Origin of the sequence: Pseudomonas sp. BSw22131, assembly GCF_026810445.1 — a bacterium.
GTDB lineage: Bacteria > Pseudomonadota > Gammaproteobacteria > Pseudomonadales > Pseudomonadaceae > Aquipseudomonas > Aquipseudomonas huanghezhanensis.
The window spans coordinates 5,218,373-5,232,161 of sequence record NZ_CP113949.1 but is presented as its reverse complement, the minus strand read 5'-3'; the positions used below and the strand labels follow the sequence as shown (position 1 = coordinate 5,232,161).

Annotated in this window: 11 protein-coding genes; all 11 read left to right on the top strand. The window is 59.2% G+C overall.

Annotated elements, in window-relative coordinates; translation table 11 throughout:
- Positions 1-160: 160 nt before the first annotated feature.
- The gene (locus OYW20_RS23660) at positions 161-2,176 is read left to right on the top strand and encodes a PAS domain-containing sensor histidine kinase (protein ID WP_408005435.1); all 2,016 of its coding nucleotides are present in this window, start codon (positions 161-163) and stop codon (positions 2,174-2,176) included.
- Entirely contained in the window at positions 2,173-2,802 is a 630-nt protein-coding gene (locus OYW20_RS23655) for a response regulator (RefSeq protein WP_268798282.1), read from the top strand. Before OYW20_RS23660 ends, OYW20_RS23655 begins: the two co-directional genes overlap by 4 nt.
- A 296-nt stretch (positions 2,803-3,098) precedes the next feature.
- The gene (locus OYW20_RS23650) at positions 3,099-4,223 is read left to right on the top strand and encodes an ABC transporter ATP-binding protein (RefSeq protein WP_268798281.1); all 1,125 of its coding nucleotides are present in this window, start codon (positions 3,099-3,101) and stop codon (positions 4,221-4,223) included.
- A gap of 97 nt (positions 4,224-4,320) precedes the next feature.
- Positions 4,321-5,352: an ABC transporter substrate-binding protein gene (locus OYW20_RS23645; RefSeq protein WP_268798280.1), complete on the top strand. Its 1,032-nt coding sequence runs from the start codon at positions 4,321-4,323 to the stop codon at positions 5,350-5,352.
- Positions 5,353-5,463: 111 nt separating this feature from the next.
- Entirely contained in the window at positions 5,464-6,711 is a 1,248-nt protein-coding gene (locus OYW20_RS23640) for an ABC transporter permease (protein WP_268798279.1), read from the top strand.
- Between the two features lie 11 nt (positions 6,712-6,722).
- On the top strand, positions 6,723-7,547 hold the full coding sequence (locus OYW20_RS23635; RefSeq protein ID WP_268798278.1) for an ABC transporter permease: 825 nt from the start codon (positions 6,723-6,725) through the stop codon (positions 7,545-7,547).
- A gap of 267 nt (positions 7,548-7,814) precedes the next feature.
- Positions 7,815-9,188, top strand: coding sequence for a sigma-54 interaction domain-containing protein (locus tag OYW20_RS23630; protein ID WP_268798277.1), 1,374 nt, complete (start codon positions 7,815-7,817; stop codon positions 9,186-9,188).
- A 171-nt stretch (positions 9,189-9,359) separates the two neighbouring features.
- Positions 9,360-10,523: an iron-containing alcohol dehydrogenase gene (locus OYW20_RS23625; protein ID WP_268798276.1), complete on the top strand. Its 1,164-nt coding sequence runs from the start codon at positions 9,360-9,362 to the stop codon at positions 10,521-10,523.
- An 81-nt stretch (positions 10,524-10,604) separates the two neighbouring features.
- On the top strand, positions 10,605-12,029 hold the full coding sequence (locus OYW20_RS23620) for a hypothetical protein (RefSeq protein ID WP_268798275.1): 1,425 nt from the start codon (positions 10,605-10,607) through the stop codon (positions 12,027-12,029).
- Positions 12,030-12,271: 242 nt separating this feature from the next.
- Positions 12,272-12,946 (top strand): ribulose-phosphate 3-epimerase, encoded by a 675-nt coding sequence (gene rpe, locus OYW20_RS23615; protein ID WP_268798274.1) that lies wholly within the window; start codon positions 12,272-12,274, stop codon positions 12,944-12,946.
- On the top strand, positions 12,943-13,761 hold the full coding sequence (locus tag OYW20_RS23610) for a phosphoglycolate phosphatase (RefSeq protein WP_268798273.1): 819 nt from the start codon (positions 12,943-12,945) through the stop codon (positions 13,759-13,761). The genes rpe and OYW20_RS23610 overlap by 4 nt, the downstream gene beginning before the upstream one ends.
- Positions 13,762-13,789: the final 28 nt, after the last annotated feature.

The window sequence follows — 13,789 nt, the reverse complement described above, 5'->3', positions numbered from 1 at the left end:
AATGTTTGTCAGGTCAGCGTACGGTCAGACCGATGCTGCGCAGCGGACCCAAAAACCCGGCACCTCGAAGGGCCGGTAGAAGGACTCACGCAATGGGAATAACACGTTGATCATCCGCTCGTTGCACCTTTGGGTTATCGGCCGCCGAGGCTGGCTCTTGATGGCGCTGGCTATGCTCGCTGCGCCGCCGTGGGTCATGGCCGAGGCTGAGGCACCGGGTTCCGAAGCATTGACCAGTGCCCAGCGCGACTGGCTGAATCAGCGCGGCTCGCTGCGCATCGGCATCGTGCTGCAAGCGCCCTACGCGCAATTTGACCGGCGTGCACAACAGCTTTCAGGTGCCAACGCCGATGTCATCAACCTGCTGGCGAAGACGTTTCAGACCGAGCTGCTGTGGCGCAATTTCCCCGATCAGTCGGCGCTGGAAGAGGCACTGGTCAGAGGCGAGATCGATCTTGCGCCGGGCCTGATACAGACGCCGGCGGGGTTGCGACTGTGGCTGTTCTCCGACCCGTACATGCGCGTACCGCAATTGCTGGTGGGCGAGCGTGACGGTTCCGGCACCGTGGACCTTGAAAAGCTCGATTCGCGGGTGCGGGTTGCCGTGCGAATGCCGAGCGTGACTGCCGATTACCTGCGTTCCAATTACACGCATCTGAATTTGCAGGGTGTACCGCTTGAGCGTCAGGCGCTGCAGTTATTGTTGAGCCAGCAGGCGCGTTATGCCGTGATCGACGAGGCCCAGCTCAGTCGTCTGTCACGCGAAGGGGAGTTCGCTGGCCTGGCCGTGGTCGGTGATGTCGGCTTCCCGCAGTTACTGCGCATTGCCTCCCGGCGTGATTTGCCGCAACTGTCCGACATCATCAGCCGAGCCCTGAAGCTGATTCCGGCAAAAGATCTGGAGCAGGTCCATGCGCAGTGGCTGCAGCCCAAGTACCCACAGCTGAGTGAATCCCCAGGGCTGTGGAAAAACCTGACGCTTCTTTTGCTGCTGGTGTCGGGCGTGTGCATCGTCATTCTGGTGGGGCAACGCCGCCAGCAGCACACACTGGAGCGGGACTTGCTCGCCGCACGTGAGGACATCACTCAACGTCAGGCTGGCGAGGAGTCGTTACGGCTGGCGCAGTTTTCGATTGATCAAAGTACCGTCGGCATCTTGTGGGTCAACTGGGACAGCCATGTGCGTTACGCCAATCAAGCGGCTGAAAGCATGCTCGGGTACGCGCCGGGCGGCGTCGTCGACCGCCCGCTGATTGACTTCGAACCGGGCCTGAACATGGATCGCTGGCTCAACCTGTGGAAGCGCGCGCGGTCCACCGATGAGGCTCCTCAAACCTTCGAGAGCAACTGCCTCCGGGCTGACGGCAGCACATTACCCGCCGATGTTTCCCTGAGTTTTTTGCGCTTTCGCGAGGCGGAATATCTGGTGGTGTTCATCACCGATGTCACCGAACGGCGTCGTTCCCTGGCAGCGCTGCAAGAAAGCGAGTCGCGCTTGCAGGGCCTGGCTGAGCAATTGCGTGAGCTGTCGGCGCATCTCGAAACCGTTCGGGAAGAAGAAAAGGCGCGCATTGCCCGGGAAGTTCACGACGAGCTGGGTCAGATGCTGACCGTTCTCAAGCTGGAAACGTCGATGTGTGAGCTGGCCTACGCCGATCTGGACCCTGGCCTGCGTGATCGCTTGAATAGCATGAAGCGCTTGATCGCTCAGCTGTTCCAGCTGGTGCGCGATGTGGCGACGGCGTTGAGGCCGCCAATCCTTGATGCAGGGATCGCGTCGGCAATCGAATGGCAAGCCAGGCGTTTCGAAGCGCGCACGCACATACCGTGTCTGGTTGAAGTGCCGGACAATTTGCCCGCGCTGGCGGATGCCACGGCGATTGGTCTGTTCCGGATATTGCAGGAGGCGCTGACCAATGTGATGCGGCATGCCGAGGCGCACACGGTTGAACTCAAGCTACGCCTTGATGATGGCGTGCTGTGCATGACCATCGCCGATGACGGCCAGGGTTTCGAGCAGAGCCTTGAAAGGCCGGTGTCTTTCGGCCTGGTCGGGATGCGCGAGCGTGTGCTGATCATGGGCGGACGATTGCAACTGGACAGCACGCTGGGTGAGGGGACAACCTTGCGCATCTGCATCCCGCTGGAACCGGCCAATCAGGAGCAAGTGAAGTGATTCGTGTATTGGTTGCAGAAGATCACACCATCGTGCGCGAAGGCATCAAGCAATTGATCGGCCTGGCCAAGGATTTACTGGTGGTCGGCGAAGCCAGCAATGGCGAGCAACTGCTTGAGACGCTGCGTCATGTGCCGTGTGAGGTGGTCCTGCTGGACATTTCCATGCCCGGCGTCAACGGGCTGGAAGCGATTCCGCGGATTCGTGCCTTGAACAATCCGCCTGCGATTCTGGTGCTGTCGATGCACGACGAGGCACAGATGGCAGCGCGAGCCTTGAAAGTTGGCGCCGCGGGCTACGCCACCAAGGACAGCGACCCCGCGCTGCTGCTGACTGCGATACGGCGGGTGGCGGCGGGCGGGCGTTATATCGACCCGGACCTCGCTGACCGCATGGTGTTCGAGGTGGGCCTGACCGATAACCGGCCGCTGCATTCACTGCTGTCGGAGCGTGAGTTTTCGGTGTTCGAGCGTCTGGCACAGGGCGCCAACGTCAACGACATCGCGCAGCAGTTAGCGCTCAGTAGCAAAACCATCAGCACCCATAAGGCGCGGCTGATGCAGAAGCTCAACATCACCTCGCTGGCGGAGCTGGTGAAATATGCGATGGAGCATAAGTTGGTGTGATAGCGGGGCGTGCCTGAAAACGACCTTGCGCACTGTCCGTACTGACGTCATCGCGGGCAAGCGCGCTCCTACAGAAAAACGTGCGCCCCTGTAGGAGCGCGCTTGCCCGCGATAGCTTTCGCTCAGTCACCCGAAATCTTCCAGAATAACCATATCCATCCCCGCCATCCGTGTAGGGCAATCCCTACCCCTAACCTTCCGCGCTCCTTAGACGAATCTCTCCTACGCCCCGATTTCCAAGGTCTGTAGCCTAATCTAGGCTCTTTCCCACGGTTGATTAAGCAAAGGTGTGGGAAATGAGCAATGTCGATGCAAGCGCTGGGGCAAGCGATGTGCTGGTCAGCTTTCGTGGTGTGCAAAAGAGCTACGACGGCGAATCCCTGATCGTCAAAGACCTCAACCTGGACATTCGCAAAGGCGAATTTCTCACCCTGCTCGGTCCGTCCGGCTCAGGCAAAACCACCAGCCTGATGATGCTTGCCGGTTTCGAAACGCCTACCGCTGGCGACATCCTGCTGAGCGGCCGGTCGATCAACAACGTTCCGCCGCACAAACGCGACATCGGCATGGTGTTTCAGAACTACGCGCTGTTCCCGCACATGACGGTAGCCGAGAACCTGGCATTCCCGCTGTCGGTGCGCGGCATGAGCAAAACCGACGTCACCGAGAAGGTCAAACGTGCGCTGGACATGGTGCAGCTCGGCACGTTCGCCCATCGCTACCCGGCGCAGTTGTCCGGTGGTCAGCAGCAGCGTGTGGCGCTGGCGCGTGCTTTGGTGTTCGAGCCACAGCTGGTGCTGATGGACGAACCCCTTGGTGCCCTCGACAAGCAACTGCGCGAACACATGCAGATGGAGATCAAACACATCCATCAGCGCCTGGGCGTGACAGTGGTCTACGTGACCCACGACCAGGGCGAAGCGCTGACCATGTCTGACCGTGTGGCGGTGTTCCATCAGGGTGAAATTCAGCAAATAGCGCCGCCGCGCACGTTGTACGAAGAGCCGAAAAACACCTTCGTTGCCAACTTCATCGGCGAGAACAATCGCATTAGCGGTACGTTGTTCAGTCACGACGGCGACCGCTGCGTGGTCAGCCTGGCGCGTGGCGAGAAGGTCGAGGCGTTGGCGGTCAACGTTGGCCAGACTGGCGATGCGGTGACGCTGTCGATTCGTCCCGAGCGCGTGAACCTCAACGGTCGCAGCGAAAGTTGTGTGAACCGGTTCTCTGGTCGCGTCGCTGAATTCATCTACCTGGGCGACCACGTGCGTGTGCGTCTGGAAGTGGCTGGCAAGACTGATTTCTTCGTCAAGCAACCCATCGCCGAGCTTGATCCGGCGCTGAGCGTCGGCGACGTGGTGCCTATCGGATGGCAGGTCGAACATGCCCGCGCGCTCGACCCGTTGCAGGGCGCTCACTGATTTACCCGCTCCAGTACGCAAGAAAAAAGCAGCATCCAGAGGCGAATCCATCGCCCCCCTAACACTTGACCAACACCGCTCGTGGAGAGAACAACACATGTTGAAAACATTGAAACTCACCGCCCTCACGCTGGGCATGATGTGCGCAGCGCAGGTCATGGCGGCTGATCTGACGATTATTTCCTTTGGTGGCGCGAACAAGACCGCTCAGGAAAAAGCCTTCTACGCCCCGTGGGAAAAGGCCGGCAGCGGCAAGATCATCGCTGGCGAATACAACGGCGAAATGGCCAAGGTCAAAGCCATGGTCGACACCAAGAGCGTGACCTGGGACCTGGTGGAAGTTGAATCGCCAGAACTGTCTCGCGGCTGCGACGAAGACATGTTCGAAGAGCTCGATCCGGCCATGTTGGGCAAAAGCGAAAACTACGTACCGGGCGCAATCCAGACGTGCGGCGTGGGTTTTTTCGTGTGGTCAACCGTGTTGGCTTACAACGCCGACAAGCTGAAGTCCGCCCCAACGGGCTGGTCTGATTTCTGGAACACCGAGAAATTTCCGGGCAAGCGCGGCCTGCGCAAGGGCGCCAAGTACACCCTGGAGTTCGCTCTGATGGCTGACGGCGTGGCGCCAAAAGATGTCTACAAAGTGCTGTCCACCAAAGAAGGCCAGGACCGCGCGTTCAAGATGCTCGACAAGCTCAAGCCAAGCATTCAGTGGTGGGAAGCAGGCGCACAGCCGCCGCAGTACCTGCAGTCTGGCGACGTTGTGATGAGCTCGGCCTACAACGGCCGTATCGCTGCCGTGCAGAAAGAAAGCAACCTGAAAGTGGTCTGGACCGGTGGCGTCTATGACTTCGACGCGTGGGCGATTCCGAAGGGCGCGAAAAACGCAGCCGAAGCGAAGAAATTCATCGCCTTCTCCCTGGCGCCTGAGCAGCAGAAGACCTATTCCGAGAACATCGCCTACGGCCCGGCCAACAAGGAAGCGGTCAAGCTGCTGAGCGCTGAGACCTTGAAAAACATGCCGACCACCGAAGAGAACATCAAGGATCAAGTACAGATCGATGTGAAGTTCTGGGCTGACTTCGGCGAGACCCTGGAGCAGCGCTTCAACTCTTGGGCTGCCAAGTAAGCCGCTCAGTTAAACGGGTTGGTGTGAGTTAGATCCGGGTGCGCTTTCTGTCTTGTCCCAAACGGGCAGCGCAGCAAGCGCGCCCTTCGTTCAAAGATTTCGGAGTTCGCTATGGCCACCGCCGTGCCCCTCACTGAAGGCGCCAGCCCAACCTTGAAACAACGCCTGGCCCGTGCCGAGCGCGTTAATCGCTGGAAGGCTCAGGCGTTGATCGCGCCGCTGGCGATTTTCCTGTTGCTGGTGTTTCTGGTGCCGATCGCCGCGCTGCTCTACAAAAGCGTCAACAACCCGGAAGTGGTGAGCGGCATGCCACTGACTGTGATTGAAGTGGCCAAGTGGGATGGCAAGGGTTTGCCCAGCGAGTCGGTCTATAAGGCGTTGAGCCTGGACCTGGCTGAAACCCGCAAAAACTCAACGTTGGGCGATTTGTCCAAACGTCTGAACATGGAACTGGCGGGCTATCGCAGTCTGTTGGCGAAAACCGCTCGTGCGTTGCCCTTCAAGGATGAGCCTGCTTCTTATAAGGATGCACTGGAAACCCTCGACGAGCGCTGGGGTGATCCCGCGTACTGGCAGGCGATCCGCCGAAATACGTCCAGCTACACCCCCTATTACTTGCTGGCCGCTGTTGACCATCGCATTGATGACCTCGGCGAACTGGCACCTGCAACACCTGATCAGGCGATCTACGTCGACATCTTTGCCCGCACCTTCTGGATGGGCCTGGTGATCACCGCGATCTGCCTGCTGCTGGCCTATCCATTGGCTTACCTGCTGGCGAACATGCCTGCGCGTCAAAGCAATCTGCTGATGATTCTGGTGCTGCTGCCGTTCTGGACATCGATCCTGGTGCGCGTCGCGGCCTGGATCGTGTTGCTGCAATCGAGCGGGCTGATCAATGGCGCGCTGATGGCGATGGGCATCATCGATAAGCCGCTGGAATTGGTGTTCAACCGGGTCGGCGTATATATCTCGATGGTCCATATCATGTTGCCGTTCATGATCCTGCCGATCTACAGCGTGATGAAGGGCATCTCTCCCACGTACATGCGCGCAGCGATTTCCCTGGGCTGCCACCCGTTCGCAAGCTTCTGGCGTGTGTATTTCCCACAGACTTACGCGGGCATCGGCGCAGGCTGTCTGTTGGTGTTCATTCTGTCGATTGGCTACTACATCACGCCTGCCTTGCTCGGCAGTCCGAACGACCAGATGGTCAGCTACTTCGTGGCCTTCTACACCAACACCAGCATCAACTGGGGCATGGCCACGGCACTGGGCGGCTTGCTGCTGCTGGCAACGGTTGTGCTGTATCTGATTTATAGCTGGTTGGTCGGCGCCAGCCGCCTGCGTCTGAGCTGAGGAGCGTCATCATGTTGAGTCCCTACACCTCGCCCATCGAACGGGTCTGGTATTACGCGCTGCGGGTCATCTGCGGTCTGGTGTTGCTGTTTCTGGTGCTGCCAGTGCTGGTCATCATTCCGTTGTCGTTCAACTCGGGCAGCTTTCTGGTGTATCCGCTGCAAGGGTTTTCGCTGCACTGGTATCAGGACTTCTTCGGCTCTGCGGAGTGGATGCGGGCCCTGAAGAACAGCCTGATCGTTGCGCCTGCTGCAACCGTTCTCGCAATGGGTTTCGGCACGCTGGCGGCGATTGGCCTGACGCGCAGCGACTTTCCCGGCAAATCGCTGGTGATGGCGCTGGTGATTTCGCCGATGGTCGTACCGGTGGTGATTGTGGGCGTCTCCAGCTACCTGTTCTTTGCGCCGCTCGGGCTGGGCAACAGCTATATTTCGCTGATTCTGGTGCACGCGGTGTTAGGCGTCCCGTTTGTGATCATCACAGTGTCGGCGACCTTGCAGGGCTTCAATTACAACCTGGTACGCGCCGCGGCGAGCCTGGGCGCTTCGCCAGTGACGGCGTTTCGTCGCGTTACGCTGCCGCTGATTGCACCGGGTGTGATTTCCGGTGCGCTGTTCGCCTTCGCCACCTCGTTCGATGAGGTGGTGGTGACGCTGTTCCTCGCCGGCCCCGAGCAAGCGACCTTGCCTCGGCAGATGTTCAGCGGCATCCGCGAAAACCTCAGCCCGACGATTGCCGCTGCGGCCACCTTGTTGATCCTGTTTTCGGTGGTGTTGCTGCTGACGCTGGAATGGCTGCGGGGGCGCAGCGAGAAGTTGCGTACGGCGGTGGAGTGATCACTGCCTGAACCAACGCTATCGCGAGCAAGCTCCCTCTCATCAAACATCAGATATGTCGTTGATTTAACAGGCCCCAAAATCTCGCTTCTGCCCTTCGGACAGAATTAAAAACAGAAGCGCGTTCTGCCGAGGTTTGCTGCGCGAAAGCGTAGCGTCTGGACGACGGGGGATCTCCTACAGGTTTTGTTTCATTCTCAGGTCCAACGCCGGCTACACCGTTTAAACTCAACTCCCTTGCGACCCCTCTCACGCGTGGAGCCTGCGGTGAACGTCAATGACGCCAGTTTCGAAGAGTTGCTCAACGCCTTGCACGACGGCGTCTACATCACCGATGGCGACGGCAAAACGCTGAAGGTCAATCACGCGTACGAGCGGCTGACCGGGTTGAACGGCAATGACTTGTTGGGTCGGCCGATGCAGGAACTGGTCAAGGAAGGCGTTATCTCTCAGTCCGCCTCACTGCGCGTCCTGCAGGAAGGTCAGCCGGTTTCGGTGATGCAGAGCCTCAGCCAAGGCAAGAAACTGCTCGTCAGCGCAACGCCGATTCTCGACGAACAGCGGCGTATCCGCTATGTCGTCAGCACCGTGCGCGACATGACCGAACTGCTGCGCATGAAGCACGAACGCGACGAGCTTCAACAGCTCAAACAGCTGCGCAACAGCACCGCCAAACTTCACGCCGGCCAGCGCGAAAACCTGCTGCATTCGCCCCTGATGGCCGATCAGGAAGTCTCGGGTCGAGTGTTTGGCCTCGCGCGTCAGGTCGCCGCCAGCTCGGTGAAAGTCCTGCTGCAAGGCGAAACCGGAGTCGGCAAAACCCTCGTTGCGCAATTCATCCACAACGCCAGCCCTCGCGCCAAAGAGCCGTTTCTGGCGCTCAATTGTGGCGCCCTGCCAGAGAACCTGATCGAAGCCGAATTGTTCGGCTACGCCCCCGGCGCTTTCACCGGCGCGGGGCCCAAAGGCAAGCGCGGCTTGCTGGAGCTGGCGCACCACGGCACGTTGTTTCTCGACGAAATCGGTGACCTGCCGCTGGCCGTGCAGGTCAAGCTGCTCAAGGTCATCGAAGAAAACCGCTTCATCCCCGTCGGTGGCCTGGAGCTTAAGGAAGTCGACGTGCGCATCATCAGCGCCACCCATCACGACCTGAAGCAACGTGTGGCGCAAGGGCACTTTCGCGCCGACCTGTTCTATCGTCTCAACGTGGTGCCGATCAACATCCCGGCCTTGCGCGAGCGCAGCGAAGAAATCCCGCCGCTGCTGCATTACTACCTAGACAGCTTCAACACCCGCTATCAGCGCCAGGTGCAGTGGAGCCTCGAAGCGCTGGACCTGCTGTGCGAATACGCCTGGCCCGGCAACATCCGCGAGCTGATCAACATCGTCGAGCGTCTGGTGGTGACCAACCAGAGTGGCACCATTGAGGCGCTGGACATGCCCGAGGAAATTCTCAATCTCAATCCTCGGAGCATCGACGATAGCCGCTTGCCCTTGCGCAAAGTGCTGGAGAATGCCGAACGTTCAGCCATCCGTGCGGCGCTGCAATTGCACAAGACCACCCGACTGGCTGCCAAGGCGTTGGGTGTCAGCCAGGCAACAGTGGTGCAGAAGATGAAACGCTGGGAGCGTTCTGATTAGGATTTCAATCAAGGCACGTCAAATCGATCATTAAGCTGATCAAAGCGCGCAAGCCAAGCCTTCTATTTTCAGCCTAAGCCCTGCCAGCCGGGGCTTTGTGCGCATTGGCACAGCTTTCGCTAACTCATCTGTCACGTCTTCCTTAAAAACAACGCATACAGGACGAGCCCGATGAGCATTTCTGCCTCCAAAATCAGTGCCTTCAAAATCGCCAACAAATTGATTACCGGCGCTGGCGCCGTTGAACAGCTGGCCGCTGAACTGACCCGCCTCAACGTACAAAACCCATTGATCGTCACCGACGCCATTCTGGTCAAATCCGGCACCGTGGATCTTGCGCTCGCGCAGCTGGGTGGTCGCCGTTACGGGATCTTCGATCAGGTCAAACCCGAGCCTGAAATCTCCATTGTCGAGGACTGCACCCGCGCCTATCGCGAAGGCGGTCACGATGGTTTGATCGGTCTGGGCGGCGGCAGCGCGATCGACATCGCCAAAGGTGTTGCAGCCTTTGCCAATCACGAAGGCCCGCTGACCGAGCTGTTCGGCGTCGATCTGGTCAAGCGCAAAGGCCCGGCGCTGATCGCGATTCCGACCACGGCTGGCACCGGTTCGGAAGTCACCAACGTCGCGATCTTTTCGGATAAACAAGCGCAGCTGAAAAAAGGCATCGTCAGCGATTACCTGCTGCCGGACGTCGCTTTGGTCAGCCCGCTGATGACCCTGACCTGCCCGCGCAGCGTGACGGCTGCCAGCGGGGTCGATGCGCTGGTGCACGCCATCGAATCCTACTTGTCGGTCAACGCCTCGCCGATCACCGACGCCATCGCCCTGGGCGCCATCAAGCTGATCGCCAAGGCGCTGCCCAAGGCCTACGCCAACCCGTCAAACCTGCAAGCCCGTGAAGACATGGCCACTGCCAGCCTCATGGCCGGCATGGCATTCGGCAACGCGGGCGTCGGCGCGGTGCACGCGCTGGCGTACCCGCTGGGTGGTCGTTTCAATATTGCTCACGGTGTCAGCAATGCTTTGTTGCTGCCGTATGTCATGGCCTGGAACAAGATGGCCTGCGTCGAGCGCTTCCGTGATATCGCCGAAGCGATGGGCGTGCGTACCGCGCATTTGAGCGACAAGGATGCAGCCGATCAGGCCGTTCAGGCGATGAAGGATCTGTGCGTTGCTGTGGATATCCCATCTGGGATGCGCAGCTTCAATGTACCGGAGGATGCGATCCCGGCTATGGCGGAGGAGGCGAGCAAAATCGACCGCCTGATGCGCAACAACCCGCGCAAGCTGACTGCCGCCGACATCGAGAAGATCTACCGCGCCGCTTACTGATTCGTCACCCGACACGTAACACCGCTCGGCCCGTGAGGTCGGGCGTTTGCCATTACAAGACTAATAAAACAGGTGCATTCAATGTCCGACCTCCCACACGCAGGAGGCGAAAGCCCGTACATCCCTGTCGGCCCGTTCAAGGTGCGACTGCCGTTCATTCACTACAAATTCGAAATGCCGGACTACCTACAGGGCCTGTTGATGTGTGCCGTGGATCTGGCAGCCATCCCCTTGATGACCGAGCTGCTGGGCATGCCGTTTGAAGTCGCGCTGGCGGTTGTGATGCTCAACGGTCTGCTGTATCTCACGCACCATTTGCTGGGCGACCCTACCGTGCCAGGCTGGATCACGCCGGCTGTGCCGCTATTGATGGCGTATTGCGCGCAGTTTCCGATGGGGCCGGAGCGGGTCCACGCGTTGATTGCGTTTCAATTGATGCTCGGGGTGTTCTCGATTGCGCTGGGGGCGACGGGCATGGCGAAGAAGGTGGTCGAATACGTGCCGCCAGCGATCAAGTCCGGGATCATTGTCGGCGCCGGATTGAGTGCGGTGATCGCAGTGTTTCAGGTCGGCGGCAAGTTCAACGTGCTGCCGTGGACCATCTCGATCGCAGTCGGTCTGGCGTTCTACCTGATCTTCTCCCAGCACTTCAATGAGCTGAAACAGCGCAACCGCTTCTGGTGGAATTTCGCGAAGCTTGGGATCTTGCCGATCATCCTGCTCGCCGTGGTTATTGCGCCTTTGTTTGGCGAAGCGCCATGGCCAACCATTCAGTGGGGCATCAGCAAGCCGGACTTCGCCGGGCTGTGGAGCAACTACACGGTATTTGGTCTCGGCATGCCGCCGCTTTCGATGTTCATCTCGGCGCTGCCGACCATGCTGGCGGTCTACATCATTGTCTTTGGCGACGTGTTGAGTGCGAAATCGCTGCTCGATGAGGCGGAAAAAGTCCGCACCGATGAGGTGGTTGATTACAACCCGGACCGCGCGCATCTGATCTTCGGCGCGCGAAATGCCTTCATGAGCATCTTCGGCCCGGATGTCGCCATGTGTGGCCCGAAATGGGCGGCGATGTTGGTGGTAGTGATTGAACGCTTCAAAGGTGGTCCGAAGGCCATGAAGTCGATCATTGGCGGCGTCGGCTCATTCCGTTGGGGCACCAATACCGGTTTGCTGTTGCTACCGGTCGTGACACTGGTGCAGCCGATTCTAGGCGTAGCGCTGTCACTGACGTTGCTGATTCAGGGCTATGTCAGCGTCCGGCTCGGGATTCTCGAAGCGCGCAGTCAGCGTGACCTCGGTATCGCGGGTGTGATCGGCGCGGTGCTGGCGATCAAGGGAGCGAGTTGGGCCTTTGCCATTGGTGTGGTGTTGTGCCTGCTGATCTACGGCAAGAACTTCTTCAAGGGCGAGAACGACGGGACGTTCAGCAAGGACTTGAAAGCCGCCGATGCCAAGCCGGTGGTGAAGGCCAAGCGGTTAGAAGAAGAGGCGTTGGTTGATTGATCTGTAGGAGCCAGCTTGTTGGGGAGGCGTAGTCAATGGTTGTACCAGTGCCGACGTCTCGCGAATAAATTCGCTCCTACAGATGAGCGCGATCTGTTGTAAGAGCGCGCTTGCCCGCGAAGGGGTCTTTGACTGCCCCTATGGTTCAGGATCAAAAACCGCATTCATCTGCCACCCAACCCCATTCCAATCCCTTGGAGTACAATGCGCGCCACCGTGATTTCGCTCAGAAAAGGTGCGTCATGCAGCCCTTCGTTATTGCTCCGTCGATTCTTTCCGCCGACTTCGCCCGTCTGGGCCAGGAAGTCGACAACGTCCTCGCCGCTGGCGCCGACACCGTCCATTTTGACGTGATGGACAACCACTACGTACCTAACCTGACTATCGGTCCGATGGTCTGTTCGGCGCTGCGTAAATACGGCATCACCGCACCCATCGACGTGCATTTGATGGTCAGCCCGGTTGACCGCGTCATCGGCGACTTCATTGAAGCTGGCGCCACCTACATCACCTTCCACCCGGAAGCGACGCAGCACATCGACCGCTCCCTGCAACTGATCCGCGAAGGTGGTTGCAAGGCAGGCTTGGTGTTCAACCCGGCTACACCGCTGAACCTGCTGGAATACGTGATGGACAAGGTCGACATGATCCTGCTAATGAGCGTCAACCCGGGATTTGGCGGCCAGAAATTCATCCCAGGCACTCTCAATAAACTGCGCGAAGCCCGTGCGTTGATCGACGCGTCCGGCCGTGATATCCGTCTTGAAATCGACGGCGGCGTCAACGTCAACAACATCCGCGAAATCGCCGCTGCGGGTGCCGATACGTTTGTTGCAGGCTCAGCGATCTTCAATGCGCCGGACTACAAAGAGGTCATTGATAAAATGCGTGCAGAACTGGCGTTGTCCCGCGCATGAGCGGCTTCGAGCAACTATTCCCGGGTCGCCTGCCCAAACTGATCATGTTCGATCTGGATGGCACATTGGTCGACTCGGTGCCTGATCTGGCGGCAGCTGTGGATAAAACCCTGCTCGAACTCGGTCGCCCGGCAGTCGGCATCGAGTCGGTGCGTGACTGGATCGGCAACGGCGTGCGCGTGTTGGTGCGCCGTGCGTTGGCCAACAGCATCGACCACAGCGGCGTGGATGAAGCATCCACCGACGCGGCGCTGGCGATTTTCATGGAAGCCTACAGCGATAGCCATGGGCTGACGAAGGTCTACCCAGGTGTTCGCGAAACCCTCAAGTGGCTGCAAAAGAATGGCGTGCAAATGGCCCTGATCACCAACAAGCCGGAGCGCTTTGTCGCCCCGCTGCTGGACGAGATGAAGCTGGGGCGATTCTTTCGCTGGATCGTCGGCGGCGACACGCTGCCTCAACAGAAGCCTGATCCGGCGGCGTTGTTTTTCGTGATGAAAATGGCCAATTCCCCAGGCTCGCAATCGCTGTTCGTGGGGGACTCACGCAACGACGTGCTGGCGGCCAAAGCAGCTGGCGTGGCGTGTGTTGCGTTGAGCTATGGCTATAACCACGGTCGACCGATTGCCGAAGAATGCCCGGCGTTGGTGATTGATGATTTGCGCAAGCTAATTCCCGGTTGCCTGGACTTGGGGGCTGAGATAACGTTGCCCCACGCTCAACCTCCCTCCTTTAGAGAATCCATCGTGGTGGTCACTCGCAAACTCTGGATGAAAGTCATGAAGGCCCTGGCCCGCTGGCGTTGGCGCGCCTGACTTGAATCTGGCCGGACGCCCGGCACGT

What these genes read in the sequence shown, in the direction of transcription:
- OYW20_RS23660 (WP_408005435.1), top strand. Translation starts at nt 161, where the DNA reads ATGGCGCTGGCTATGCTCGCTGCGCCGCCGTGGGTCATGGCCGAGGCT.
- OYW20_RS23650 (WP_268798281.1), top strand. Translation starts at nt 3,099, where the DNA reads ATGAGCAATGTCGATGCAAGCGCTGGGGCAAGCGATGTGCTGGTCAGC.
- OYW20_RS23645 (WP_268798280.1), top strand. Translation starts at nt 4,321, where the DNA reads ATGTTGAAAACATTGAAACTCACCGCCCTCACGCTGGGCATGATGTGC.
- OYW20_RS23640 (WP_268798279.1), top strand. Translation starts at nt 5,464, where the DNA reads ATGGCCACCGCCGTGCCCCTCACTGAAGGCGCCAGCCCAACCTTGAAA.
- OYW20_RS23635 (WP_268798278.1), top strand. Translation starts at nt 6,723, where the DNA reads ATGTTGAGTCCCTACACCTCGCCCATCGAACGGGTCTGGTATTACGCG.
- OYW20_RS23625 (WP_268798276.1), top strand. Translation starts at nt 9,360, where the DNA reads ATGAGCATTTCTGCCTCCAAAATCAGTGCCTTCAAAATCGCCAACAAA.
- OYW20_RS23620 (WP_268798275.1), top strand. Translation starts at nt 10,605, where the DNA reads ATGTCCGACCTCCCACACGCAGGAGGCGAAAGCCCGTACATCCCTGTC.
- rpe (WP_268798274.1), top strand. Translation starts at nt 12,272, where the DNA reads ATGCAGCCCTTCGTTATTGCTCCGTCGATTCTTTCCGCCGACTTCGCC.
- OYW20_RS23610 (WP_268798273.1), top strand. Translation starts at nt 12,943, where the DNA reads ATGAGCGGCTTCGAGCAACTATTCCCGGGTCGCCTGCCCAAACTGATC.